Annotated in this window: 25 protein-coding genes; 14 read left to right on the forward strand and 11 right to left on the reverse strand. The window is 60.9% G+C overall.

Annotated elements, in window-relative coordinates:
* Positions 1-39: 39 nt before the first annotated feature.
* The 5 genes from BM173_RS13165 to BM173_RS13185 are packed head-to-tail and all read left to right on the forward strand — an operon-like array spanning position 40 to position 3711.
* Entirely contained in the window at positions 40-594 is a 555-nt protein-coding gene (locus BM173_RS13165; protein WP_090482683.1) for a TspO/MBR family protein, read from the forward strand.
* Positions 595-625: 31 nt separating this feature from the next.
* Entirely contained in the window at positions 626-871 is a 246-nt protein-coding gene (locus BM173_RS13170; protein ID WP_090482686.1) for an accessory factor UbiK family protein, read from the forward strand.
* A 32-nt stretch (positions 872-903) separates the two neighbouring features.
* Entirely contained in the window at positions 904-1503 is a 600-nt protein-coding gene (recO, locus tag BM173_RS13175; RefSeq protein ID WP_090482689.1) for a DNA repair protein RecO, read from the forward strand.
* Positions 1500-2567, forward strand: coding sequence for a 3-isopropylmalate dehydrogenase (gene leuB / locus BM173_RS13180; protein WP_090482692.1), 1068 nt, complete (start codon positions 1500-1502; stop codon positions 2565-2567). Before recO ends, leuB begins: the two co-directional genes overlap by 4 nt.
* 31 nt (positions 2568-2598) lie before the next feature.
* A complete protein-coding gene (locus BM173_RS13185) occupies positions 2599-3711 on the forward strand; it encodes a glycosyltransferase (RefSeq protein WP_090482695.1) in 1113 nt (370 codons plus the stop codon).
* A 3-nt stretch (positions 3712-3714) separates the two neighbouring features.
* Here the strand turns inward: BM173_RS13185 and BM173_RS13190 are convergent, their stop codons facing one another.
* Complete coding sequence (locus tag BM173_RS13190; RefSeq protein ID WP_090482698.1) at positions 3715-4986, reverse strand: phospholipid carrier-dependent glycosyltransferase; 1272 nt, start codon at positions 4984-4986, stop codon at positions 3715-3717.
* A gap of 82 nt (positions 4987-5068) precedes the next feature.
* Here BM173_RS13190 and BM173_RS13195 point away from each other — a divergent pair, with 82 nt between their 5' ends.
* Positions 5069-6274 carry a trans-sulfuration enzyme family protein gene (locus BM173_RS13195; protein ID WP_090482839.1) on the forward strand — a complete coding sequence of 402 codons (1206 nt, stop codon included), beginning with the start codon at positions 5069-5071 and terminating at the stop codon, positions 6272-6274.
* Positions 6271-6882, forward strand: a complete 612-nt coding sequence (locus BM173_RS13200) for a 2-hydroxychromene-2-carboxylate isomerase (RefSeq protein WP_090482701.1) — start codon at positions 6271-6273, stop codon at positions 6880-6882. Before BM173_RS13195 ends, BM173_RS13200 begins: the two co-directional genes overlap by 4 nt.
* 4 nt (positions 6883-6886) lie before the next feature.
* Here BM173_RS13200 and BM173_RS13205 read toward each other — a convergent pair whose 3' ends face one another.
* The 3 genes from BM173_RS13205 to BM173_RS13215 are packed head-to-tail and all read right to left on the reverse strand — an operon-like array spanning position 6887 to position 9033.
* A complete protein-coding gene (locus BM173_RS13205; protein WP_177201912.1) occupies positions 6887-7288 on the reverse strand; it encodes a TadE/TadG family type IV pilus assembly protein in 402 nt (133 codons plus the stop codon).
* Positions 7285-7764: a TadE/TadG family type IV pilus assembly protein gene (locus BM173_RS13210; RefSeq protein WP_090482707.1), complete on the reverse strand. Its 480-nt coding sequence runs from the start codon at positions 7762-7764 to the stop codon at positions 7285-7287. Before BM173_RS13210 ends, BM173_RS13205 begins: the two co-directional genes overlap by 4 nt.
* A gap of 3 nt (positions 7765-7767) precedes the next feature.
* Positions 7768-9033 carry a TadE/TadG family type IV pilus assembly protein gene (locus BM173_RS13215; RefSeq protein WP_090482710.1) on the reverse strand — a complete coding sequence of 422 codons (1266 nt, stop codon included), beginning with the start codon at positions 9031-9033 and terminating at the stop codon, positions 7768-7770.
* Positions 9034-9273: 240 nt separating this feature from the next.
* On the opposite strand from BM173_RS13215, the gene apaG reads away from it, so the two are divergent.
* Positions 9274-9672, forward strand: a complete 399-nt coding sequence (gene apaG / locus BM173_RS13220) for a Co2+/Mg2+ efflux protein ApaG (RefSeq protein ID WP_090482842.1) — start codon at positions 9274-9276, stop codon at positions 9670-9672.
* A 7-nt stretch (positions 9673-9679) separates the two neighbouring features.
* On the opposite strand, the gene BM173_RS13225 is transcribed toward apaG, so the two are convergent.
* From BM173_RS13225 to argJ, 4 genes are all read right to left on the reverse strand, one after another.
* Positions 9680-11218 (reverse strand): Ppx/GppA family phosphatase, encoded by a 1539-nt coding sequence (locus tag BM173_RS13225; protein WP_090482713.1) that lies wholly within the window; start codon positions 11216-11218, stop codon positions 9680-9682.
* Positions 11215-13401 (reverse strand): RNA degradosome polyphosphate kinase, encoded by a 2187-nt coding sequence (locus tag BM173_RS13230; RefSeq protein WP_090482845.1) that lies wholly within the window; start codon positions 13399-13401, stop codon positions 11215-11217. Before BM173_RS13230 ends, BM173_RS13225 begins: the two co-directional genes overlap by 4 nt.
* 100 nt (positions 13402-13501) lie before the next feature.
* Positions 13502-14299: an inositol monophosphatase family protein gene (locus BM173_RS13235; RefSeq protein ID WP_245755893.1), complete on the reverse strand. Its 798-nt coding sequence runs from the start codon at positions 14297-14299 to the stop codon at positions 13502-13504.
* Positions 14296-15522 carry a bifunctional glutamate N-acetyltransferase/amino-acid acetyltransferase ArgJ gene (gene argJ / locus BM173_RS13240; protein ID WP_090482716.1) on the reverse strand — a complete coding sequence of 409 codons (1227 nt, stop codon included), beginning with the start codon at positions 15520-15522 and terminating at the stop codon, positions 14296-14298. The genes BM173_RS13235 and argJ overlap by 4 nt, the downstream gene beginning before the upstream one ends.
* Before the next feature lie 113 nt (positions 15523-15635).
* On the opposite strand from argJ, the gene BM173_RS13245 reads away from it, so the two are divergent.
* From BM173_RS13245 to secA, 3 genes are all read left to right on the forward strand, one after another.
* A complete protein-coding gene (locus BM173_RS13245) occupies positions 15636-16256 on the forward strand; it encodes an energy transducer TonB (RefSeq protein ID WP_090482718.1) in 621 nt (206 codons plus the stop codon).
* A 104-nt stretch (positions 16257-16360) separates the two neighbouring features.
* The gene (locus tag BM173_RS13250) at positions 16361-16630 is read left to right on the forward strand and encodes a hypothetical protein (protein WP_143089649.1); all 270 of its coding nucleotides are present in this window, start codon (positions 16361-16363) and stop codon (positions 16628-16630) included.
* 109 nt (positions 16631-16739) lie between these two features.
* Positions 16740-19502, forward strand: coding sequence for a preprotein translocase subunit SecA (gene secA, locus BM173_RS13255; RefSeq protein ID WP_090482724.1), 2763 nt, complete (start codon positions 16740-16742; stop codon positions 19500-19502).
* A gap of 19 nt (positions 19503-19521) precedes the next feature.
* Here secA and BM173_RS13260 read toward each other — a convergent pair whose 3' ends face one another.
* Entirely contained in the window at positions 19522-20136 is a 615-nt protein-coding gene (locus tag BM173_RS13260; protein ID WP_090482727.1) for a GNAT family N-acetyltransferase, read from the reverse strand.
* Between the two features lie 60 nt (positions 20137-20196).
* On the opposite strand from BM173_RS13260, the gene BM173_RS13265 reads away from it, so the two are divergent.
* Both BM173_RS13265 and BM173_RS13270 read left to right on the forward strand, forming a co-directional pair.
* On the forward strand, positions 20197-20934 hold the full coding sequence (locus BM173_RS13265) for a sulfite exporter TauE/SafE family protein (protein ID WP_090482853.1): 738 nt from the start codon (positions 20197-20199) through the stop codon (positions 20932-20934).
* A gap of 256 nt (positions 20935-21190) precedes the next feature.
* Positions 21191-21823: a tyrosine-type recombinase/integrase gene (locus BM173_RS13270; protein WP_090482730.1), complete on the forward strand. Its 633-nt coding sequence runs from the start codon at positions 21191-21193 to the stop codon at positions 21821-21823.
* A 148-nt stretch (positions 21824-21971) separates the two neighbouring features.
* Here BM173_RS13270 and BM173_RS13275 read toward each other — a convergent pair whose 3' ends face one another.
* Complete coding sequence (locus BM173_RS13275; RefSeq protein WP_218152652.1) at positions 21972-22817, reverse strand: phosphatase PAP2 family protein; 846 nt, start codon at positions 22815-22817, stop codon at positions 21972-21974.
* A 366-nt stretch (positions 22818-23183) separates the two neighbouring features.
* On the opposite strand from BM173_RS13275, the gene BM173_RS13280 reads away from it, so the two are divergent.
* Positions 23184-24215: a hypothetical protein gene (locus tag BM173_RS13280; protein WP_143089650.1), complete on the forward strand. Its 1032-nt coding sequence runs from the start codon at positions 23184-23186 to the stop codon at positions 24213-24215.
* A 117-nt stretch (positions 24216-24332) separates the two neighbouring features.
* Here the strand turns inward: BM173_RS13280 and BM173_RS13285 are convergent.
* A partial coding sequence (locus BM173_RS13285) for an integrase core domain-containing protein (RefSeq protein WP_143089651.1) occupies positions 24333-24653 on the reverse strand: 321 nt, incomplete at its 5' end.

Genomic DNA, 24653 nt, shown 5'->3' on the forward strand with positions numbered 1-24653 from the left:
TCACAAGGTAAACAAACGAATCGCCTGTGGGGGTTTTCGATGAACGTATTGGCTTCGCGCGGACAATTGCGCGCAAGTTTCATTCGCTGGGCGCTGTTCACGGTGCCCCTTTGCGTATTGCTCGGTTTCCTGTCCGGCCAGCTTGGCGGGCCCGACAGCTACTGGTTCCAGGCGCTCGAAAAGCCCGGCATTTATCCGCCTCCGGCAACCTTCGGCATCGTCTGGACCATCCTTTACGTAATGATCGGCCTTGCGGTCGCGCTCGTCTGCGCTGCCTGGGGCGCGCGCGGACGCGGTATCGCGTTGACGGCGTTCGTCGTGCATTTCCTGCTCAACCTGGCTTGGACGCCGGTGTTCTTCGATATGAAGGAGCTCACCTTTGCCCTCGCGGTATTGATCGCGATCGATATCACGCTGCTGGTAGTAATCGCCCTGTTCTGGATGGTCCGGCAGCTGGCGGCGATCCTGCTGCTGCCCTATCTCGCATGGGTGCTGTTCGCGACCGTTCTCAACTGGCAGTTCCTCCAGCTCAATCCCGACGCTGATGGCGGCACGGTTTCGGGCGGTTCGGAGCGTGTGCGCATCGGCAATTGAAGCGCGGGCCTTTCGCGCCTAGATAACTGCCATGCAGAGCCAGAACCCCATGATCGCCGACTTCGTCAAACTCGCCAATTCGGCGGCAGGCACGCTTGCGGGCATGACCCGCGAAGCTCGCGAAAGCGCCCGTGAACGCGCCAAGGAAGCATTCGGCGGAATGGATTTCGTGACGCGTGAAGAGTTCGACACGGTCAAGGCGATGGCCGCCCGTGCCCGCGAAGAATGCGACAAGCTGGCAGAGCGCATCGCCGCGCTCGAAGCCAAGCACAAGTGACGCTTGCCCCTGCCTTGGGGTAGGGGGACAGGATGCACCTTTCCGCGCCAGCGATAGTAATTGCCGCCCGTCCGCACGGCGAGACAGCGGTGATCGCTCGTCTGCTGACCGAAGAAAGCGGCGTGGTGGCAGCCTATGTCGCAGGTGGCAGGGGGCGTCAGCTGCGCCCCGTGGTCATTCCGGGAAATCTCGTCGAAGCGGAAATTCGCGCGAAGTCCGATAGCCAGTTGCCGTTCGCCCGGCTGGAGCTGTCGCAAAGCCGCGGGCCCTGGCTTACCGAGCCGCTTCCGGCATCGGCCATTGCCTGGACTTGCGCCCTGACGGCTTCGGCTCTGCCGGAACGCAATGCTTATCCGAGCCTCTACAACGCGCTCGTCGCCCTGCTTGACGCGATCTGCAGTGCGCCGTCCGCCCGTGGCTGGGCGCCGGCACTCGCGAGCTACGAAGTGCTCCTCCTGCGGGAGCTGGGCTACGGCGGCCAGCGGCCCGAGATAGCGGGGCTTGGCGAGGCCTTGGAAATTCTCGACCGTTCGGAGGGCCTCATAGCGCGCTATCTCCTTGCCGACACACGCGCCGACGTTCTAGCCGCTAGGACTGTACTGAGGCAGCGTCTGGGACGGATCGAGACATGAAGATTGCGGTATTGCCGGGTGACGGCATCGGGCCCGAAGTCACGCGCGAAGCGCTCAAGGTGCTCGATGCGCTTGCGCTGCCGCAGCTCACCCTGTTCGAAGGAGACGTGGGCGGCATTGCCTACAAGCGGCATGGTCATCCGCTTCCCGCCGAAACGCTGGAAATGGCGCGCGCAGCGGACGCTGTCCTGTTCGGTGCCGTTGGCGATCCGGAATGCGACACTCTCCCGCGTGAACATCGTCCCGAACAGGCGATCCTTGGCTTGCGGAGCGAACTTGGGCTGTTTGCCAATTTGCGCCCTGCTGCCGGATTTCCGGGTCTCGAGGACCTTTCCCCGCTCAAGCCCGAACTGGCGCGCGGCATCGATCTGCTCGTCGTGCGCGAGCTCAATGGCGACGTCTACTTCGGCGACAAGGGGGAGCGTGACAGCGCAGGGGGCAGGGAAGGCTGGGACGACATGTCCTATAACGAGGCCGAAGTCCGCCGCATCGCCCACAGCGCATTTCGCGCCGCCCAGAAACGCCGCAAGAAACTGACCAGCGTCGACAAGGCCAACGTGCTCGAAACCAGCCGCATCTGGCGTGAAACGGTCATCGAACTGGCTGGCGAGTATCCGGATGTCGAGCTCGACCATATGTATGTCGACAATGCCGCGATGCAGCTGGTGCGCAGCCCGGGCCAGTTCGACGTGATCGTTACCGGTAACCTTTTCGGCGATATCCTGTCAGACCAGGCCAGCGCCTGCGTCGGGTCGATCGGATTGCTCGCCAGCGCCAGCCTGGGCGAACGCACGACCGAATTCGGCACGTTCGGCCTCTACGAGCCGATCCATGGCAGTGCTCCGGATATCGCAGGGCAGGGCAAGGCCAATCCCGTCGCCGCGATCCTGAGCCTCGCCATGCTACTGCGCCATTCGCTGGGCCGCGATGCGGATGCGAACCGGATCGAGCGGGCAGTCGCGGCGAGCCTGTCCAGCGAAGTTCGCGGTGCAGACCTCGGCGGTAGCGCGAGCACGCAGGAGATTGGCGATGCCATCGTGAGACATCTGCAAGCAACCGCTTGAGAATTGCAGCCCCCTCCGCAAGGGTCGCGTCATGAACCCGACCGGACCCCAAGGCAGTCTTCAGCTGGCGATCATCCTGCCGACGCTGAACGAGCGCGACAATCTCGCGCCGCTTGTCGAGCGGATCGACCGGGCCCTTGGTGAGACCGGGTGGGAAGTCCTAGTTGTCGATGACAATTCGTCGGACGGCACTGCCGAGGAGGCTCGTAGGCTGGCGCGGGCGGACCACCGCGTTCGCGTGATCCAGCGAATTGGTCGAAGGGGCCTTTCAAGCGCCGCAATAGAAGGCTTCTGCGCGACCGCCGCTCCCTATTGCGCGGTAATGGATGCCGATCACCAGCATGATCCCAAGCTGCTTGCGCCGATGCTCGAAGCGGTGCGATCGGGCAGGGCGCAAGTCGCTGTGGCAAGCCGGTTTGCCAAAGGTGCCAGCACGGAAGACTGGGGCCGTCCCGACAGGGTGCAGCTTTCCAATGTCGCAAACGCCTTGGCGCGCAAACTGACCGGCGTGAAGCTGACCGATCCGATGAGCGGATATTTCCTCCTGCCGACCGAGGCGGCGCTCAAGCTGGTGCCTGGGTTGTCAGGTATCGGTTTCAAGATCCTTCTGGACCTGCTGGCAACGTCCGAAGAACCTCTCGTGGTCGAGGAATTCCCGCTGGATTTCGCCGCCCGTCGCTCGGGTGAGAGCAAGCTCGACCGGGCGATCGCTCTTGATTTCCTAGCAGGTCTCTACGACAAGACCTTCGGCAAGTTCATACCGACGCGTTTCGCCCTGTTCGGTACCGTCGGCGCGCTCGGCGTGCTGGTCCACATGGCGATCCTCTATCTGTTCCTGCTATTGGCAGGCGCGAATTTCGCATGGAGCCAGGCAATCGCCACGCTGGGTGCGATGACCTTCAACTTCTGGCTCAACAATTTCCTCACCTATCGTGACCGGCGCATCAGGAAGGCTGGCGAGCTGCTTCGCGGCTGGGCAAGCTTCGTGGCGGCGTGTTCGGTCGGCGCCGTGGCAAACGTGGCCATCGCCACGATGCTGTTCCAGCGCGGCGTCCATGAAGTGCTCGCCGCGCTTATCGGGATAGCGATCGCATCGGTTTGGAATTATGCCCTGTCCAGCCGCTTCGTCTGGGGTCGGTTTTAGGGGCTAACGCCAGGATTCCAGCCACGTCCAGACCGCGAAACTGTCGGGCCCTTTGAGCGGCTCTGCAGCCAGGATCAAGTAATAGAAAACGAAAAGCATGACGCTCGCCACCGGCACCGCGATCGCCAGCTTCCGCCAGCCTGCCTTCCACAGATCGTCGAGCAGGAGGGCGATGGCGATAAGCAGGAAGCTGCTTGGCAGGAAGTAGTGATAATAGAACTGCGTGGATTTCTCGGCGAAAAGCCAGAGGCCGAGGCTCACCGCGTAAAGCAGGGCGACTGCGCCATGAGCAGCTTGCCGCTTGATGATCCCGCGAAGCGCACACCACACGATGGCTGGCAAGCCGATCAGCATTGTCAAGGGATTGCCGACCAGCATGACCCCTCGCTGGGCCTGGTCGACTTCCTCGTAGAGATACCAGATCGCACGCAGGTTCAGCATCCACTCCGGCCACGTGGATTCGTAAGGATGCATGGTGAGCACTTGCGTTTGCAGGTCGAGCATGAGCCGGTGATGCGCCAAGATGCCGTTCTCGATGCCATTCACTTCGAACCGGTAGCCGGGCCAGAAAGTAATCCAGTAGACCGCGAGTGGCACAAGGCCGAGCCACAGGAATGCCTCAGCAAGGGTAATTCCCGGCACCGGCATGCCGCGGCGCGACAGGACGAGGCGCCTGCGGCCGGCCTTCCAGCGCAGCGCGAGGAAGGCGAGGCCCGGAACCACGACGACGGGTACTGCATTCCACTTGCTCGCCATCGCGAGACCGAGCGCGACGCCCGCCAGCGCCAGCCTCCATCGGCCGGTCTCCGGTTCGCGCATGGCTCCAGCCAGCTGCCAGAATGCCGTTGCCAGCGCCGCAATCATGAAGATGTCGAGCATGGCGATGCGCGCATGGACGAAGAGGTGGAATCCCGTCGCAAGGAGAACGCCCGACGTGATCGTGGCAAACCTGCTGAGCGTTGCGAACCATACGGCGCGCATGGCGGCGAACAGGGCAAGCATCCCGGCGATCGAGGGGAAAATGCGCCAGCCCCACGAATTGTCGCCCAGGACGGCTATTCCCAGCGCGATCATCTCCTTGCCGAACAAGGGATGCTCGCGGTTGTTGAACTGCTCCAGCATGAGCAACTCGCGCGCGGCGGGCACGTAATGCACTTCGTCGAAGTACGGAGCGCTCGGGATTGCGAGGTTCCAAAGGACGAGCAGCCAGAAGCCGAGGGCCAGCGCTACGCACCAGCCAAGAGGATCCAGAGGCTGCTCGGGTGCGCGCATCATCGGGTAACCGATTAAGCGAGCGTTTCACTCGACACAACAGGCTTTGCTTGCCGCAAAGGCCGCGCATGCTATCCCGCAGGCGATGAAGAAAACCACCGGAACCGACCGCTCGATCACCTCCAACTGGCGTCCTGCCACGCAGGCCGTGCGCGGCGGCACGTGGCGCAGCGAGCATGGCGAGACGAGCGAGGCACTGTTCCTGACGTCGGGCTATACCTACGATAATGCGCAAACCGTAGCGGACCGCTTCGCGGGCGAGGCGGAAGGGATGACCTATTCCCGGCTCCAGAACCCGACCGTCGCCATGTTGGAAGAGCGCATCGCCCTGATGGAAGGCGCCGAAGCCTGCCGCGCACAGGCGAGCGGGATGGCCGCAATGACGACTGCGTTGCTGTGCCAGGTCTCGGCCGGCGACCACGTTGTCGGTGCGCGGGCCGCCTTCGGTTCGTGCCGCTGGCTGCTGGATCATCTCCTCCCCCGCTTCGGTATCGAGACTACCGTCGTAGACAGTGCCGATGACGACGCTTGGGAAGCGGCCATCCGCCCGAACACCAAGGTTTTCTTTTTCGAGACCCCGGCAAACCCGACGCTCGATGTGGTCGACCTTGCCCACGTCTGCGAGGTCGCGCGTGCGCACGGGATTACGACCGTTGTCGACAATGCCTTTGCCACCAGCGCGCTCCAGAGGCCGATGGATTTCGGTGCCGACGTGGTGGCCTACAGCGCGACAAAGCTGATGGACGGGCAGGGCAGGGTGCTCGCCGGAGCCGTATGCGGTTCGCAGGAATGGATCGACGAGGTCCTGCTGCCGTTCCAGCGGAACACCGGCCCCAATTGCGCGCCGTTCAATGCGTGGGTCGTGCTGAAGGGCCTGGAAACGCTGAGCCTCAGGGCACATCGGCAGAGCGAGAATGCCGTGGAACTCGGCAAATCGATCGAAGCGCGTGCGCCCAAACTGCTGCATCCCGGCCTCCCGAGCCATCCGCGCCACGAATTGGCCAAGCGCCAGATGAGCGCCACAGGCCCGATTTTCGCCTTCGATGTAGGCGACAGGAAGACCGCTTTCGCCATCCTGGATGCGCTACGGCTCGTCGATATCTCCAACAATATCGGCGATGCGCGCAGCCTGATGTGCCACCCCGCCAGCACCACCCATGCCGGGATGACGCAGGAGGCGCGCGACGAAATGGGCGTGACCGAAGGACTGCTAAGGATCAATGTCGGCCTGGAAGACGTCGAGGACATCAAGGAAGATCTCGACCAGGCACTGAAGGCGGCCGGACTATGAGCAAAACGGTAGAACTGATCCTCGATCTGGGAGCTCCCAACGGTTACCTCGCCTGGTATCCGCTCAAGCAGATTGTCGCCCGAACCGGTGCGAACCTGGAAGTCACGCCGGTATTTCTCGGCGGCATGCACAAGCTGACCGGCAATTCTCCCCCGATGATGCGCGATGCCAATGTGAAGGGCAAAGTCCCCTACGCCGCGCTCGAATTCCAGCGATTTATCGACCGGCACGAGCTGTCGGCCTTCCGGATGCACCCGGATTTGCCGTTCAACACGATCCTGCTCCAGCGCATACTCGTAGCGTCGAGCAATCAGGACGAGATGCAGCGGTTGGTCGACCTGTTCCAGCCAGCCGTGTGGGAACGCAATATCGATTGCAGCGACGTCGACGTGGTCGGCAGGGTGTTGGAGGAGGGGGGCTTCGATGCCGAACGCTTCCTCAACGCGGCGCAGGATCCGGAGGTCAAACAGAAGCTGGTCGATAACACCCAGTCAGCCGTCGACCGCGGTGCTTTCGGCATCCCGACCTTTTTCATCGGCGATGAAATGTGGTTCGGAAAGGAACGCCTGGAGCAGATCGAAGCCTATCTGACGGGCGGGAAGCCCTGACCGGTCAGGTCGGCAGGTAGATCGATTTCGTCTGCGTCAGCCTGATCGGGGGCAAGGGCGCGAAGGGAATGATCGGCTGGATCACGATCGTCATGGTCATCGTGCCGGTCTCCGTATTGTTGACCGTTGCGCGATTGAAGGTGAGCGTCTGGACGGCGTTGGGTGCCACCCCGACGAGCGACTGGCGCGTTACGGAAATTACGTCCGCATCGCTCGCTGTGCGCTCGACCTTGGCATAGCGCAGGCCTTCACCCATCGCATTGCGCATCGAGCCGTTGGCGTTGAAAACAAGGCCGAAATTCAGGATGCCGATCATCAGTGCGATCAGCACCGGCAATGCGATGGCGAATTCCACCCCGAAGGAGCCGGCGTCGTCGCGGCGGATGTGCTGGGCAAGGCTCTTCACTGGAGCCTCACGATGCTGTCGCCGGTTACCGTCGTGCCTTCGTAGGCAGCGACTTCGCCCGTGAACATGCCGGCGAGCCCGCGCCAGTTGAACCCGGTAGCAACCGGTTCGACGATCGAGACGCTGACGAAACGCTTGGGCACTTCGCCGGCGGCACAGGTATCGTTGAAACTGCTCATGACCGTGCCGTTGCATTCCAGGATGTAGGTGACGGTGACATCGCTCGCAGGCCGACCGCTGGCGGCCATGGCCTCGGCGACGAGATAGCTGGTGTCCGTGCTGGTCGGGCGCTTGGCGAGGGCGAGGTCCGTCGTGCGCTGCGCGGCCTGTTCCAGGTCGATGCGCGAGGCGACGATGATCGACAGATCGGTCATGCCAAGGAACATGAGTGCGAGCAGCGGAGCGGTCAGGGCCAGCTCGACGAAACCGACACCCGAAATGTCGTCGCGTAGCTTGCGGAAGAAATGGAACAGCATGGCTTACTCCACTACCCGGATGGTGAATGCGGACGAGTTGATGGCGGTGAGATCGGAATCGCAATTGTTGTCGATGTTGTTGGCCCCGCCGAAGTTGATCCGGTTCGTCACGATCAGCAGGCATTGCGCCGTCTGTGCCGAATTCCCGTTGTAGGTGAGGTCACTGGTGGGGAAATAGATCGCACCGTGCAGGTTGATGTTCGACCCGCCGTTGATCGTGTTGCTGAGATCGGACGAGATGCGATCCTGGTAGAACAGGATGCCACCCCACAGCGGATCTTCGGCCATCGTCTGCGCCTTGAGATCGATATCGGCGCTACCGTTGATCGACAGGGTGGCCACCGTGTTGGCGCTGTTACCGGTCAGGACGAAGGTAACGCCGCCCGTGGTGCCCGGCGCCATGCGCAGCCTCGCCCCAGAGTTGATGGTAAAAGCTCCGCCATGGATGACGTAGACGCCGGGATTGAAATAGGCCGTACCCTGGATGCGCAGGCCATTGTTGTAGCGGCATGGATTGAGCGTCGTCGTATCGCTCGGGCGGACGCGGAAATTGTTCTGCGGACAGTCGTTGTGCCAGGTCAGGTTACGGTCTGCGAGCGGGTCCTCGACCGGCAAGCCGTAAGAAACGAGCGCGGCATCCGACGGAATGTTGCCTGCGCCATAATCAATTCCTCCGACGCTCAGGACAAGATTAGTGTCCAGGTAACTCGAACCCCCGAGGTCGACGGAAACACCGCCCGGAGAGTTGGACGAAACCGGACAGCCCAGGTTGACCAGGGCATTACCGAAAACATCGATGCCGGTGCCGTCTGTCGCAAGGGCGCGCACGCAGGGATTGCCCGTTGCCACCGCAGTTGCGACTGCGCGGGTGCGGATGGTCGGCGGCGTGTCGAGGAAGATCGACGAGAAGGCGAGAACCTGGCTTGTCGTGGCAACCACTTCGATGGCGCCATTGTCACCCGACCATGCACCCGAGGTGGGCGGGGTGGAGACCAGTTCGATCGTGTGCGCGGTGTTTGCGGTGCGACCCACTTCGCTAGTCACTGCCGCGTTGTGATCGCGGCCGAACGACATGGCGAGTGCGCCTGCGACTGCGCCCGTGTCGACCGCCTGCTGCATCTGGCGCTTCCAGAGATACCACTGGACAGTGTCGACGCTGATCCCGGCCGCACCGATGAGGGCCGTGGTTCCGGCTCCTGCCATGAGCAGGATATTGCCCGAGACGTCTTTTCTCAGGCGCTTCAGAAATGTCCCGATACGGTCACGCATCCCTGTTTCCCCGGTCGTCGAATTCGTCACGGTCCGGGATACAGCGGGGCTTGCTAAGAGTTTGTCGCAAACCTCGGTAAACCGATGTTAACCATAGGCTCTTCGGGCAAGGAGCAGGCAGCGGCCCACATAAATTCTGGAGCGGCAGAGGGCGCGCGAAGCAAAAAACGGCGGATAAATGCCGTTTTGGCGCCCTTGGAACCTTGTCCAGCGCTCGACAATTCCTAACTTGTGACTGTGATCAAGGAGCTATTTCAACACGCCGCCACGACCGACGGGATCACCGTCCGGGTCGCCGTGAATTTCCTCCCGGAACAGTCCCAGCCAGATGCCGACAAGTGGTTCTGGGTCTATCACATCCGGATCGAGAACGGCTCGCATGAAACCGTCCAGCTCAAGACCCGCCACTGGCGCATCACCGATGCCCGCGGAATGGTGGCGCATGTCGATGGCGAAGGTGTGGTCGGCGAACAGCCCTCGCTCGCTCCGGGGGCAAGCCACGACTATGTATCCGGTTGCCCGCTCGAAACGGCCTTCGGATCGATGGAAGGGTTCTACACCTTCCACCGCGAAGACGGCTCGCCCTTCGAGGTCCGCATTCCTTTTTTCCCGCTCGCAGCACCTGCGACAGCTGACTGATCAGGAATTATTCCTCTTCATCCTCTTCTTCGAGGTCGTCCTCGAAGTGGAACTCACCCGTCTTGATCTTGGGCTTGCGGTCCAGCCATTCGGCCAGGATTTCGAAGTCCTTTGTCAGCGGCCAAGTAGCCAGCGCTGCGCGGCTGTTGTCGAGATAGAGGACGAGAGATTTCTTCTTCAGCCTCAGGCGGCTTGAGGCCAGGGCCGTTCGCGCTCCTGCGCCAAGCCTTCGGGCCAGTCGGAAGCCGAGGCCCCAGGTCACGCCCTCACGCAAATCGTCATCACTGGCCAGGACGCGCAATTTGTCCGGCACCTCTGTACGGCCCAGACTGCCGAATAGGGCCGCACAGATCATCGCCCGGTCACGCGCGTCGCAATCGATCCAGCGTTTGTCCAGCGCCCATTCGGTGGCGTGGTTCACCCGCATGTTCGGCTCTACGCGTTGCAGCGCGAGCGCAAGCTGCGCTGCGGCAAGCCTGATCCGCTCGTTCCGTTTTCCCGCGCCATCGGCAAGTTCGACGGTCCACCCAACGATGCGGGTCGCATCGACGATGGGAGCATCGCGCGGCTCGGCAAAGGCGTGGACGCCTGCCAGCAGGGGATCGAGCGAGCGGGTGATGTCCGAAAGCTGGCTGAACAGGAGCCCTTCGCGAATACCCCAGCTGGAGAAGACCAGTTTTTCGGGCTTCAATTCGTCGAGGAGCGGGCGGAGCAGGGCTGCGGCATCGGGAAGGTAGCTGGCACGCATCGCGGAAATACCGGAAATCTGCACCAGCTTGTCGGGATCGGCATCGATGAGGTCGGTGGCCAGCGCGTGCGCGTCTTCGACCGAAAGGCAAAATCCATGCGGGTCGGTCAAAGGGTAGTCGCTGTCGCGCATGGCGTAATGGGCCAGTGCGCGCCAGGTGCCGCCGATCATGTACAGGGGGCCGCCATGATCCGACGTCCAGACGACGCCTGGCAGGGCCTGGTGCACGGTCCCTGCGAAATCCTCGCTCGAGGCGCGCTGGGCCGGCAGGCGCAGGGTGCCGAAAGGCAGGCTCACTGCGTCCTTGCATTCGCCGTCTCCGATGGAGACCAGTTCCAGGCTGCCGCCGCCAAGGTCGGCGACCATGCCATTGGCGCCGGGAAAGGCTCCGATGGCGCCAAAAGCAGAGGCGCACGCTTCCTCTTCGCCGGACAGCAGCCGCGGGGACAGGCCAAGAGCCTCGACGCGGGAAAGGAATTCCGCCCCGTTCTGCGCATCGCGTGCAGCAGCGGTGGCGACGGTCTGTACATTGTCTATTCCGCGATCTTCGATGATCAGGGCGTATCGCGCGAGAGCCGCAAGGGCCTCGTCCATTGCCTCGTCCGGTATGCGGCCCGTTTCGGACAAGTCACGCCCCAGTCGCGCTGCGACCTTCTCGTTCCAGACGGTTTCGGGCGCTCGCGCGGTTCCTTCGTAGAGCACCAGGCGAACGGTGTTGGAGCCGATGTCGATAACCGCGCGCGGCGGATGGATTAGGCGCCGCTGCCACTTGGCGCTCCTCGACTTTACAGACGTCATTTGCGCGCTCCGCTCAGGGTCAGTCGGGGCACTTCGTGGCTTTGCAGCGCCGATCCGCGACCCGATAGCGAGGGATTCGACATGAAATATTCGTGGCAGTTGAACCCGTCCTCGCCCTTGCGCATCCGCTGGTACTGGCCGCTGGAATCGAGGCTCCAGCTCTGTTCTGTATCGAGGATGTTGGCGAGCATCACTTGGCCGAGAAGCTGGTCGTGCACGGTCTTGTTGGTGACCGGCACGAGCACCTCCACCCGCCGATCGAGATTGCGGCTCATGGCGTCGGCACTGGTGAGGTAAACCTTTGCCTGGCGGCTTGGCAGTACTTTGCCATTGGCGAATGCCCACAGGCGCCCGTGTTCGAGGAAGCGCCCGATTATCGATTTCACGCTGATATTCTCGCTCATGCCCGGAATGCCCGGACGCAGCGAGCAGATGCCGCGAACGACCATGCGGATTTCCACGCCGGCCTGGCTCGCCTCGTAAAGCTTGTCGATCAGTTCGCGATTGGTGATCGAATTCATCTTCACCCAGATGCCTGACGGCCTGCCCGCCTTGGCATTGGAAATTTCCACGTCGATCAGATCGTAGAGCTTCTGGCGCATCCCGATGGGCGAAACGGCGATCTTTTCCAGGGAGTCCGGCTCGATATAGCCGGTGATGAAATTGAACATCTTGGCGGCATCGCGGCCGAGGGCGGCATCGGCGGTGAAATAGCTGAGATCGGTATAGATGCGCGCATTGACCGGGTGATAGTTTCCGGTCCCGAAGTGGCAGTAGGTGCGGTATCCGTCCTCTTCGCGGCGGACGACGAGGCTGACCTTGGCGTGCGTCTTCCATTCGGTGAAGCCATAAATGACCTGGACGCCGGCACGTTCGAGCTCGTTCGCCCAGCGCAGGTTACGCTCCTCGTCGAAACGCGCCTTCAGCTCGACCACTGCGGTCACGGCCTTCCCGTTCTGCGCGGCCTCGACAAGGGCGGCGATTACCGGCGACTGGTCGCCAGCGCGGTAAAGGGTCTGCTTGATCGAGACCACGCTTGGATCGACCGCGGCCTGGTGCAGGAAATCGACCACCACTTCGAAGCTTTCATAGGGGTGGTGGATGACGATGTCCTTTTCCCGGATCGCGGAAAAGCAATCGCCATCATGGGCCAGCACACGTTCGGGATAGCGCGGGGAGAAGGGCGTGAACTTGAGGTCGGGACGCGGCTCGTTGCAGATCGAGGACAGGTCGTGCAGCCCCAGCATTCCTCCGGTTTTGACGATCATGGCGGCATCGACATCGAAATGCTCGCGCAAGAGCGCTTCGGCGGATGCGTCGCATTCGTCGTCGAGTTCCAGCATGACCGCACGGCCACGGCGTCGCCGCTGGATGGCGGTGCGGAAATAGCGCACCAGGTCTTCAGCCTCGTCCTCTACCTCGATATCGCTGTCGCGCAGCACCCGGAAGACGCCGTCCCCAAGGATCTTGAAACCGGGAAAAAGCTGGTCGGCGAACTGGGTCACCAGCTGCTCGATCGCGACGTAGATCGCCAGTTCTCCCGGCACGCGCACGAAGCGCGGCACGCCCGAGGGGATGAGCACCATTTCGACCAGTTCGCCCTTGCGCTTGCCGCGCTTGAGGCGGAACAGCACGCCCATGCCGCCGCTCGCCACGAAGGGGAAGGGGTGCGACGGGTCGATCGCCTGCGGTGTAATCAGGGGCAGGATGTCGGTCGTGAAATAGTCCTTGAGCCAGGATTGCGACTTGCGATCCAGCTGCTCGACCGTAGCGATCAGTATGCCTTCGCTGGCAAGCAGGTCTCGCAGGACTTCAAGGCTTTCCTGCTGGCGATCCTCCAGCGCAAGAACCTGTTCACGGATTGCATCGAGCTGCTGTCGTGGACTGAGACCGTCGATACCCGTCGTTTCGATACCGCGCTGTACCTGCCCTTCGAGACCCGCAATCCTGACAGTGGTGAATTCGTCCAGGTTGCTGCCCGAAATGGAAAGGAAGCGGAGGCGTTCGAGGAGGGGGTAGCGTTCGTTCTCACTCTCCGCGAGAACGCGCCGGTTGAAGCTGAGCCAGGACAGTTCGCGGTTGGTGTAACGCTCCTCCGCGGCTTGCGGCTCGACCGGCGCATCCACGCCTGCATCGTGCGCTTCGGCCTCGTCGCCGGAACTGGGAGCATTGCCTAGGGTCACGAACAATCCTTCGATGGCTGCCTTGCGAATGTAGAATGAAGGTGCGCTATTTGAAACCCGTCCTTGAAGTCACCGTTTGTCGGGGCTGGTCAGATCACCGTCACATTTCTGCATAGAGGCGGGCCAGATCGTCCCACAAGGCGGGGCTGGCCGCTCCGATAAGGCCTGTGCGGCCGTGTTCATCGACCCGGTAAGGCGACCCATCGGGACGGGCGGCTTTTCCGCCCGCTTCCTCGAGCCAAAGCGTGCCCGCCGCATGGTCCCATGCCAGTGTTCGCTCGAAGATCGATACATCGTTTTCGCCCAATGCGAGGCGCGGATATTGCTCCGCCGCGCAATAGGGAATGTCGACGAGTTCGTAGTTCGGCGCGATGTGACGCTTGGTCGCTTCGCGCTGGCCATCGTCCATATAGACAAGCGAGATCGCCGCGACGGGCGGTGTCCGGCCCGATGGCTTGGCCATCACCTTCTCGCCATCCACGAACGCACCTCGTCCGCGATGGGCAGAGCAGAAGCGGCCGCTAAGGCAGTCGTATATCCAGCCCGATTGTGTGAGGCCGCCGCTTGCCCGCGCGATGAGCACGCCGAAGGGAGCGTGACCGGCAGCGAAATTGCGTGTCCCGTCGACGGGATCGACGATCCAGCAGTCATCGCCCAAATGGTCGAGCGTTGCCGGATCCTCGTGTGCGGCTTCTTCGCCGACGAAGGCAATGTCCGGATCGATTGCGGACAGCCCTTCGCGCAGCAGCTTTTCAGCGTCACGGTCGGCAATGGTCACGGGATCGTTGCCGCCCTTGTCCTCCACATCGCCGGAGGCAAGGTTGCGGAAGCGCGGCAGGATGGCTGCCTGCGTGACGCTTTCCATCAGCGCGCGTATCCGCCGATCCAGGGCGTTCAAGAACGATAATCCGCATTGATCGAGATGTAGCCATGCGTGAGATCGCACGTCCACACGGTGGCCTTGCCATCGCCAATGCCAAGGTCGACGTCGATCCGTATCTCATCGCCTTGCAGATGCCGCGCGACGGGCGCCTCGTCGTAATCTGCCAGCGGCTGTCCGTCCTTGGCCGCCCAAACGCCGCCGAAACCGATCGACAACCGGTCCCTGTCGGCAGGCTCTCCCGCTTTCCCGACCGCCATTACCACGCGGCCCCAATTGGCATCTCCGCCTGCAATCGCGGTCTTTACCAGGGGTGAGTTGGCAATGGATAGCGCCACCCGCCGGGCACTTTCGTCGTTCTTTGCGCCCGTAACCGCGATTTCAATGAACTTCTGTGCGCCTTCGCCGTCGCGCACGACGAGTTGCGCTAGCTCCCGACACACCTCCAGCAGGGCCGCGTAAAATGCATCCGCCCCGACATCTTCCCAGGACGATAGTTCGCCATTGCCAGCCTTGCCGGTCGCGAAAGCCAGCACCGTGTCGCTGGTCGAGGTGTCGCCATCGACCGTAATGCAGGAGAAGGTTTCCGCGTTGGCCTTCGATAGCAGCTCCTGGAGGAAGGCCGGCGCCACGGCTGCATCGGTAAAAACATAGCCGAGCATGGTTGCCATATCCGGGGCGATCATGCCGCTTCCCTTGATGATACCGCACATCTCCACGCGCGTTTCGCCGACCATGGCTGCTGCTTGGGCACCCTTGGTGAAAGTGTCTGTCGTGCCGATCGCCTGCGCCGCCTCTTCCCACCCGCAGGTGGGGGCATCGAGGACGGCAGCGATGCCTGCGCGCGCCTTGTCCTTGGGCAGGGGCACGCCGATGACGCCGGTGGAAGAGACCAGGACCTCGCTCGGCTTACAGTCGAGCGCCTCGGCGACCTGCGCCATGATCTGTTCGACCGCCTCGCGTCCGCGGATGCCGGTAAAAGCGTTGGAATTGCCAGCGTTGACCACCAGCGCGCGTGCCTCGCCGAGCTTCACCTGCTCGCGCCCCAGTTCGACTTCGCTCGACGCGCAGGCGCTGCTGGTGAAAACGCCTGCCACGCTCGTGCCCTCGGCCAGCTTGGCAAAGGTGAGGTCGGCGCGGTCCCATTCCTTGTAGCGGGCGCGGGCCACACGCAGCTCTGCGCCCGCGATGGGCGGCATATCGGGAAAGGGCCGGGCGAGCGGAGAAGGGGGTAAATCCATAGCCTGTGGCTTATTCGCATGACGGGTTGCGTCAAGCCGTATCGCGCGATACCTCGCCCGATGTATTTGCGGCGGTAATTTCTTATCGATTTGCAGATACGGAAGGGGTCGCAATGTATAAATTCATCACGCTTCTGGCTGTAACAGTATCCGCGCCAGTGGCGGCGCAAGAAAGCGATATAGTTCCGCCGGTCCGGATGCTGCCGATAGAGCCTGCGGAAAAGGCGCAGCCGACGGAAAATCCCGCCAACTGGGTAACGACTGCCGATTATCCCAACTGGGCGGAACGCACCGGATCGCAGGGCAGGGTCGTCACCGAACTGGTCATCGAAAAGTCCGGGCGTGTCAGTGCCTGCCGCGTCACCGTCAGCAGCGATATTCCCGACCTCGACCGCATCGCTTGTGCGAAATTGATGCAGCGCGGCCGTTTCAAACCCGCGCGTGACGAGAAGGGTATTCCGATCGCATCGCGTTACGAACAAGCGGTCCGCTTTGTCCTTCCCGGCGCGAAGAGCTTGCCCAGCGAACGGCACTTCGTCCTCGAATATCTCGTCGATCGCGATGGGTCGGTGAAAGAATGCCGGGTCGAAGGCCTGCCCGATGACGCGGAGAAAAATCCTTGCGACGTTGCGCCTACTTTCGAGCCTCCCCGCTCCGAAGACGGAACGCTTGAACAGAGGCGTTATCGGCTAACTCATATCGTAGAGCGGTTGCCGCTGAGCGACGAGGATTGATCTCAATTCAACTTGTATTCATTAAATACTGGCAAGCATTGATTTAGGGAAAACTGGGAGTCGGGGTGGACGCCATGCAGATGAGGCATTATCTAGGTCGAACGATGACCAGACGTCTTCTCGCCTTTCTAGCACTCCTCACTGGCCTTGCAGCCATGGGTGCACCTGTGCAGGCGGCGTTTGATGGCACGACACGGATCGGCGTCGAACAGCGCGCCGACCAGGACGATGCGAAGGACGCACAGTCCCCCTGCTCGGAAAAGCAGCGCAAACAGAAATCCCGGACCGACAAGCTGGCTCCCTGCAAGGAACAGCAACCGGTCACGATCTATATCCCCACGGTGATGTTCGGCGCTGACCGCGCTTTCGAATAGCCCCTGACAATTAGATCCGGTTTCATGCCCGGCACCCTTTCTGGTGCACGGGCATTTTCTCTTAATCCGCCAGCAATTCAGCTCGCTCATTCGAGGCCTGCGCCCCACCATGTTCAAACTTCTCGCCAAATCCCTCTTCGGTTCGTCCAACGAACGCTACGTCAAGTCGATCGGAAAGATCGTCAATGAAATCAATGCTCTGGAGCCTCAGCTTCAGGAGCTTTCGGATGACGAATTGCGCGCCCAGACGGACAAATTCCGCGCCCAGCTGGAAGACGGCAAGACGCTGGACGACATCCTGCCCGAAGCCTTCGCAACCGTGCGCGAGGCCTCGGTTCGCGTCCTCGGCATGCGTCACTTCGACGTGCAGATGGTCGGCGGCATCGTGCTCCACCGCGGTGAGATCGCGGAAATGCGCACCGGTGAAGGTAAAACGCTGGTCGCCACGCTTGCCACCTATCTCAACGCGATCGAGGGCAAGGGCGTCCACGTCGTCACGGTCAACGATTACCTCGCCCGCCGTGACGCGGAATGGATGGGCCGCCTGCACCAGTTCCTCGGCCTGACCATCGGCGTGATCGTGCCGAACCTCAACGAGATGGAACGCCGCGACGCCTATGGCGCGGACATCACTTACGGTACGAACAACGAATTCGGGTTCGATTACCTGCGCGACAACATGAAGCACGAGCGCGGCCAGATGGTGCAGCGCCCCTTCAATTTCGCCGTGATCGACGAGGTCGATTCCATCCTGATCGACGAAGCGCGTACGCCGCTGATCATTTCGGGTCCGACCGAGGACAAGTCCGATCTTTACGTTTCGATCGACGCGATCGTGAAGGATCTCGATCCTGAATGGTACGACGCGGACGAGAAAACGAAGAACATCACCTGGACCGAAGAAGGCACCGACGCGATCGAGGAGAAGCTGAAGGAAGCCGGCCTCCTCGAAACCGACAACCTCTACGACGTCGAGAATACGCAGGTCGTCCATCACCTCGACCAGGCGCTCAAAGCGAACATCATGTTCAAGAAGGACACGGATTACATCGTGAAGGACGAGAAAGTCGTCATCATCGATGAATTCACCGGTCGCATGATGGACGGACGCCGCTGGTCGAACGGCCTTCACCAGGCGGTGGAAGCCAAGGAAGGCGTCAAGATCGAGCCGGAGAACCAGACGCTCGCCTCGATCACCTTCCAGAACTATTTCCGCATGTATCCCAAGCTGTCGGGCATGACCGGTACGGCCGCCACCGAAGCGGCGGAATTCTGGGACATCTACAAGATGAACGTGGTCGAGATCCCGACCAATGTTCCCGTCCAGCGCATCGACGAGGATGACGAGTTCTACAAGAACACGCTCGACAAGTTCGCCGCGATTGCAAAGGCAATTCGCGAGAAAAACGAGATCGGCCAGCCGGTCCTCGTGGGCACGGTCTCGATCGAGAAATCCGAACTGCTCAGCCAGTTCCTCGAGAAGGAAGGCGTCGCCCACGAAGTCCTCAACGCCCGCCAGCACGAGCGTGAAGCGCATATCGTCGCGCAGGCTGGTCGTCCCGGTGCCGTCACCATCGCCACCAACATGGCCGGTCGCGGTACGGACATCCAGCTCGGCGGCAACGTCGAATTCCGCGTCGAGGAAGAACTCGCCGATATGCCGGAAGGCCCGGAACGCGAAGCTGCGATCGCCAAGATCAAGGAAGAGGTCGCCGCCGAACGCGAGAAGGTTCTCGCATCGGGTGGTTTGTTCGTCCTCGGTACCGAGCGCCACGAAAGCCGCCGCATCGACAACCAGCTGCGCGGCCGTGCCGGGCGCCAGGGCGACCCGGGCCTCAGCCGGTTCTACCTCTGCCTGGAAGACGATCTCCTGCGCATCTTCGGGCCGGACACGCTGTTCGCCCGCATGATGAATTCGAATCTCGAAGACGGCGAGGCGATCGGTTCGAAATGGCTGTCGAAGGCCATCGAGACCGCGCAGAAGAAGGTCGAGGCGCGCAACTACGAAATCCGCAAGCAGGTCGTCCAGTACGACGACGTCATGAACGACCAGCGCAAGGTCATCTACGAACAGCGCGCCGAGATCATGGACAGCGAGGCGGTCGACGATGTCGTCGTCGATATGCGTCACGATGCAATCAATGCCATTGTCGCCGAAAACTGCCCGCCGGGTTCCTATCCGGAACAGTGGAACGTCGAAGGGCTGAAGACGCGTCTCGACGAGGCATTCGGCATGAGCTTCCCGCTCGAAGACTGGCTCGAAGAAGACCAGATCGAGCCGGAAATCATCGAAGAGCGCATTCTTGCCGAAGCGAACGGCCGCATGGACGCCAAGATCGCCAATGCCGATCCGGGCCTGTGGCGCCGCATCGAGAAGAGCCTGCTGCTGCAGGAACTCGACCACCAGTGGAAGGAACACCTCTCTACGCTCGACGCCCTGCGCCAGGTCGTGTGGCTGCGTGCGCACGCCCAGAAGCAGCCGATCAACGAATACAAGCAGGAAGCCTTTGCGCTATTCCAGCGCATGCTCGACAACCTGCGCGAAGACGTGACTGCCAAACTGCTGCGCATCGAACTGGCAGAGCCCGCTCCGCTGCCGGAAGTCGAATTGCCGGAATTGCCCGATTTCCTCACCGGCCATATCGATCCGCTCACCGGGGCCGACAACTCGGCCGATGGCGACGGTTCGGAAAGCCGCGCAGACCTCTTCGGCTCGCTTGCCGGAAGCCCGCGCGCAGCTGCCAGCCCGGGTGGTGCATCCTCGCACGACAACCCGTTTGCGGACATGGAAATCAGCCGCAACGCACCGTGCCCCTGCGGTTCGGGCAGCAAGTACAAGCACTGCCACGGTTCGGTCGGCGCGAAAGCCTGATCGGGCCGCCGCCCCGTCGCTATGACCGGCGGGGCTGGCGGAGCATCGGAACCAGCGGAGGCGCGTCCGGCGTGGGCCTGATCTCACCAACGGGCTCGAACCCGCACGAGGCATAGAACCCGGTATTTGCCGGGTTCGAGTTCTCCAGATAAGCGGGCATCTGCGCCCGGTCGCACGCATCGAGCACGGGCTGGATCAGCTTGCGGCCAAGGCCGGTGCCCTGCTTTTCGGGCCTTACCCCGATGCTGAACAGGTAGGCATGGGGGAAGGTCGGGTGGCTCTTCTCCATCGCCTCTCCGGTCTTCACCGCGCGCGCGATGGCCGCCGGTCCGCTGTAGACCAGCGTCGGCAGCGCGAAGAGGTAATAGTCCAGCCGGGTGAACAGCGTGTCCGTTCCGGGCAGCGCCCACATGCACGCGCCGTCAGTGCCTGCGCGGTAAACGAAACCCCGGGGCACATAGATACGCTTCGCCTGATGGCGGAATAGGGCACGAATGGCCGGATAGCGGCCGAGCATCCAGAGATTAAAGGGATCGTTGCGGAACGCCTCGGCCGTAATGTCGCCGACGAGGCCGCCTTCTCCCGTTCTCGCGCGCACAAGCCCGTCGCCCAGTTCGATATCGTCCGCCGTCATGCAATCCCCTCCCGAATTCAGAGGCTAGATGCGAACCTGCACGCGGTCTAGGTGATTGCGATGCTGCCGCTCCTCATCGCGTTTTTTGTCACAGCCTTGCTCTACGCAAGCGTCGGTTTCGGCGGCGGGTCGACATATAATGCGCTGCTGGCGCTGTCGGGCGTCGATTACCGCATCCTCCCGATGATCGCGCTGGCGTGTAACATCGGGGTGGCGGCCGGCAGCACCATTCGCTTTGCGAGGGCGGGAGTGACGCCGTGGCGTCAGGCCGGGGTGCTCACCGCGATTGCTGCGCCTGCCGCATTGCTCGGAGGTTTGACCCCGATATCGGAGACAGCGTTCCTGACGATGCTGGGTGCTGCTTTGTTGCTGACTGCGGCGACGATGCTGGTCCCGGTGCGCGATACGGAAGGGCAATCGCAGAACCGCGGGGCGTGGGCATGGCTGTTCGCTGCGCCGCTCGGGTATCTGGCAGGACTCGTGGGGATCGGCGGAGGCATCTTCCTCGCGCCGCTATTGCACCTGCTCAAGTGGAATTCCGCGCGAGCCATCGCCGCGACTGCAAGCCTGTTCATCCTCGTGAACTCGCTCTTCGGGCTGGCGGGCCAGATCCTGAAGGGCGGGGAGGGCAGGTTCGTTGCCGCGCTGGATGTGGGCCTGCCACTGCTCGTCGCCGTGGCGATCGGGGGGCAGATCGGCAGCCTGCTGGCGCTCAAATACCTTCCCCAGCGCTGGATACGATGGGGCACGGCCGCGCTCACCGCGTGGGTGGGCGCGCGCTTACTTTTTGGATTGTAAGAGAAAAGTGGCTCCCCGAGTTGGGCCGCCACAATGGCGGAATTCTGGGGTAAAATTTGTCTAACCGCCCCAAATCGTGCGACGGGGTTCTGCCGCGTCTAAGAGACGATGTCTAACCGCTGAAGGTCCGCTTTGCGCCCCATTTGGGACATAGAGAGCTCGTCGGCCAGCGCCTGAAAGCGGTCATCAAACTTGCTAGAATTCATGCATCATTGCTTTTCCTCAATTGGCCAATCCTTGGCCGAGGAGAAATGCCATGGGCTACTCACACTATGATCCAGCGATGCAGGATCGAGCACCTTGGAATGCCGGAAAGAAAGTCGGGACCAAACGGCCTCTGTCGCAGAAGCAGATTTGGGCGGTTCGCTTCTTTCTCGATCGCGAGCAACGGATCCGAGACCGAGCGTTGTTCGACCTCGCCATCGACAGCAAGCTACGCGGTTGCGACCTCGTCAAGCTCAAGATCGGCGACCTGGTGGCAGGCAGTGAGATCCGAAGGCGCGCGACCGTTATGCAGCAGAAAACGCACAGGCCGGTTCAATTTGAGCTGACCAGTGACGTACGAACGAGCCTCATGGTGTGGTTCGAGCGTCGTGGCGGCACTGTCGACGACTTTGCATTTCCGAGCCGGATAGACCGCGACGGCCACCTAAGCACACGGCAGTATGCTCGACTGGTTGATGAGTGGGTCACAGCCATTGGACTGCGCCGGGAAGAGTACGGGACACATTCGATGCGTAGAACAAAGGCTTCGATGATCTACAAGGCGACGGGCAACCTGAGAGCCATCCAAATATTGCTTGGTCATTCCAAGATCGAGAACACTGTCAGGTATCTTGGTGTCGATATCGAAGATGCTTTGCTTCTCGCTGAGCGAACAGAGATCTGAGACCGAGGCGGCCCTCCCCAAAGCGGAAGGGCCGCTTTCCCGTCGACCAGGTGGTCATGAATGTCCACTATTGGGTGGAAAGCGGACACGCTTCGATTTCGTCGGGGTAAAGTTGGTCAGACTGACACATCTAGTCGGCCCAGCTGTCCTATCGAATGAGTGCGGTTGACGACTGTGGGCTACGGTTTTCAAAAATTGTACGTAAGATGTGATAGATAAATACAGCACATGTGCCGCCAACGATCCCGTCAATCGCGTAATGCCAACCGAGCGAAATAGAGAGCAAAAATACATAAATTGCGAAGAACGCCACCAACAGCGCATAACGCGGTTTGAACTGGGCAACACATAACACGGTCCACACCGCCAAAGTCACATGCAGCGATGGCATAGCGGAAATTCCGCTAGCAACTTCGAAGTGGCCAGATTCGAAACCGTGCCACAGGAAGTCCGCCACACGTTCAGTTTCGATTCCTCCATCTATTCCAGCAAAGCGATCCCCATAACCAAGGCGTTGATAAAATATCGGTCCGCCAGCTGGTAGAAGGCAATGAATAAGCGGGCCAATCACCGACCAGCAAACGAAATAGGTCAAGGCCATCGCTGCTTTTCGGGCACTTGCGGGCCGAGATAACAGCATCATCAGCGAGCCCGTTATCGAGGCATACCAAATGAAGTGATAGATGAGGCCTGACCAATCATTGTTCAGCCACGTCAGCAGCGTCCAGGGATCGCGATTGAGGAATAATGCCCTATCAATATCCGCTAGCAGCGGGTCCGCCGTGAATGGCACGTAAATGTTCAGTGTCGGCTTGAGCCATAGAAACGCAGTTTGATTGAGGCATGCTAAGGTCATTGCTGCCATCACAGTCATAACTAACTGCCAATCGGCCCATTCCCTGAGCTTCAACAAGGGACGTTCCTCCCCCGCTCTCATCATCTTAAGCGTCTTGGATATCACCACCACGCCAAACCCAGCCAGAGTGCCGAGCATCCAAAATGGGACGATCTTGAGACCCTGCAAAAGGGCGAGAGGGTTTGGGAAAAGAAGCAACGCTAGCGCAGCATTGCTGAGGGTTAAAAAAACCGCTGGGTATATCCATGCCCGATCCCGCATGCCGCCAGACTAAATATCACAAAATCATATTGGTAGGGCGAAATTCAGTAAGTTTCAGCTTGTTTCATCAGGGGACTGAAAATCTGCAAATGTAAATAGGCGAACTAAGGATCCTCCTTTGCCGAACGCGAGACCATTGCTTCGTTCTAAAGTCATAGGCGCGGAACCGCATTTTCATAGAGTTGGGATCAGATAGTTTGATTCATCCTTCCAGCCAAACCGGTTATCGGCCACTGTGACGAGATGACCCGATTGCTCGTTTCTATATGCTGTCTCATCCTCGCGGTTCCAGCCGCAGCGAGCGATGACCGTGTGCTCTATCAGAATATCGTTGAGAGGATGCATGAAGGAGAATCTTATTACGACGTAGCAGCCGACGAACTGCGCAGCGGTGGCTATCCGTTGAAACCAGTGCCAGCCTTTCGTCCACCGACTTTAGCGTTCGCATTGGCACATCTTCCGACTCGACTGTCCCGCTTCTTCGTTTTAATTGCCCTGTGCCTTGCCGCCGCGCTTGCCTGGATGAGGGCACTTTCAGATTTGCCCACCTGGCAACGGGTTTCTACGATCACTTTGCTCATGAGCGGCTTGGCAAATGTCGGTGCACCCAACTCGATATATTTGCATGAAACTTGGGCGATTTGCTTTATCGCGTTGTCTCTCGCCTTCTATCGTAATCTCGGTTTGTGCATCGCTTTCGCATTCATCGCTGTCTTGATACGTGAAACTTCTATCCTCTTCGCTATCGCTATGGGACTTGTCGCGCTTACGACACGCGATTGGAAAAGAGCTTTGTGGCTTATCGCAGTCGGACTTTTGAGCGCTGGTATGTGGTTTGCTCATTCAGTAGCTGTTTCGACGGTCGTTACGTCGGCGGATCCTGTTTCGCCGGGATGGGTTGTATCCGGAGGGCTGCCGATGGTTCTTGCAGCGGCCAAATGGAATATCCTGACGAGCCAATTGTCGGGCTTTCCCCTCGTTGCCGTGGTAATGACTTTTCTCCTATCGCTCATCGCAGTGCGACGTGTCGAATTGAAGGTAGCAGCAGTTTACGTGGCGCTGTTTTGCATTGCGCTTCTGTTCCTCGGACGCCCAGACAATGACTATTGGGGCATTATGTTCGCCCCTTTCTTGGCATTAGGGCTTCCCAGCGTTGTGAAATTTCTAGGAGAGATTTGGAATCGAAGAAGTGCAAAGCCCGGCCCTAGCATCCCCGGAATTACACAGGCTCGCACTGCTTCGGATGCAGAGGAACTCAATCGTGCGCCTAGATAAGGTTCCTAAGCCGAAATTAATGGGCCGCCAAAACGAGTTTTTGAACAGCGGAAGGCTTGATCGGAATAATTAGAACCGACCTGAGAGCGCATGACGTGCTCCCCTGATTGTTACCATTCAGAGGTAGAGTCTCGCTCCTTCATGATTGATGTTTGATGGGATGGCAACGTGTCTGGGGGCATGCCCCCAGACACGTTCGCCGGCGATCTCGGCGGGGGTCTTCCCGCCCAGTTTCGAGTGTGGCCTGACCGTGTTGTAATCGTGCCGCCATGCAGCGAGCACGAACCGGGCATGAGCCAGTGAGGTGAACAGCGTCTCGTTGAGGCATTCGTCGCGCAGACGGCCATTGAAGCTTTCCACGAAGCCATTCTGCATCGGCTTGCCGGGCGCAATGTAGTGCCACTCGACCCGCCGTTCCTGTGACCAGCGCAGGATGGC

It is taken from the genome of Qipengyuania nanhaisediminis (genome assembly GCF_900115585.1).
GTDB lineage: Bacteria > Pseudomonadota > Alphaproteobacteria > Sphingomonadales > Sphingomonadaceae > Qipengyuania > Qipengyuania nanhaisediminis.

Coding starts and splice junctions, on each gene's coding strand:
- BM173_RS13165 (WP_090482683.1), top strand. CDS start 40: ATGAACGTATTGGCTTCGCGCGGACAATTGCGCGCAAGTTTCATTCGC.
- BM173_RS13170 (WP_090482686.1), top strand. CDS start 626: ATGCAGAGCCAGAACCCCATGATCGCCGACTTCGTCAAACTCGCCAAT.
- recO (WP_090482689.1), top strand. CDS start 904: ATGCACCTTTCCGCGCCAGCGATAGTAATTGCCGCCCGTCCGCACGGC.
- leuB (WP_090482692.1), top strand. CDS start 1,500: ATGAAGATTGCGGTATTGCCGGGTGACGGCATCGGGCCCGAAGTCACG.
- BM173_RS13185 (WP_090482695.1), top strand. CDS start 2,599: ATGAACCCGACCGGACCCCAAGGCAGTCTTCAGCTGGCGATCATCCTG.
- BM173_RS13190 (WP_090482698.1), bottom strand. CDS start 4,986: ATGATGCGCGCACCCGAGCAGCCTCTGGATCCTCTTGGCTGGTGCGTA.
- BM173_RS13195 (WP_090482839.1), top strand. CDS start 5,069: ATGAAGAAAACCACCGGAACCGACCGCTCGATCACCTCCAACTGGCGT.
- BM173_RS13200 (WP_090482701.1), top strand. CDS start 6,271: ATGAGCAAAACGGTAGAACTGATCCTCGATCTGGGAGCTCCCAACGGT.
- BM173_RS13210 (WP_090482707.1), bottom strand. CDS start 7,764: ATGCTGTTCCATTTCTTCCGCAAGCTACGCGACGACATTTCGGGTGTC.
- BM173_RS13215 (WP_090482710.1), bottom strand. CDS start 9,033: ATGCGTGACCGTATCGGGACATTTCTGAAGCGCCTGAGAAAAGACGTC.
- BM173_RS13225 (WP_090482713.1), bottom strand. CDS start 11,218: ATGACGTCTGTAAAGTCGAGGAGCGCCAAGTGGCAGCGGCGCCTAATC.
- argJ (WP_090482716.1), bottom strand. CDS start 15,522: ATGGATTTACCCCCTTCTCCGCTCGCCCGGCCCTTTCCCGATATGCCG.
- BM173_RS13245 (WP_090482718.1), top strand. CDS start 15,636: ATGTATAAATTCATCACGCTTCTGGCTGTAACAGTATCCGCGCCAGTG.
- BM173_RS13250 (WP_143089649.1), top strand. CDS start 16,361: ATGACCAGACGTCTTCTCGCCTTTCTAGCACTCCTCACTGGCCTTGCA.
- secA (WP_090482724.1), top strand. CDS start 16,740: ATGTTCAAACTTCTCGCCAAATCCCTCTTCGGTTCGTCCAACGAACGC.
- BM173_RS13260 (WP_090482727.1), bottom strand. CDS start 20,136: ATGACGGCGGACGATATCGAACTGGGCGACGGGCTTGTGCGCGCGAGA.
- BM173_RS13265 (WP_090482853.1), top strand. CDS start 20,197: ATGCTGCCGCTCCTCATCGCGTTTTTTGTCACAGCCTTGCTCTACGCA.
- BM173_RS13270 (WP_090482730.1), top strand. CDS start 21,191: ATGGGCTACTCACACTATGATCCAGCGATGCAGGATCGAGCACCTTGG.
- BM173_RS13275 (WP_218152652.1), bottom strand. CDS start 22,817: ATGCTCGGCACTCTGGCTGGGTTTGGCGTGGTGGTGATATCCAAGACG.
- BM173_RS13280 (WP_143089650.1), top strand. CDS start 23,184: ATGACCCGATTGCTCGTTTCTATATGCTGTCTCATCCTCGCGGTTCCA.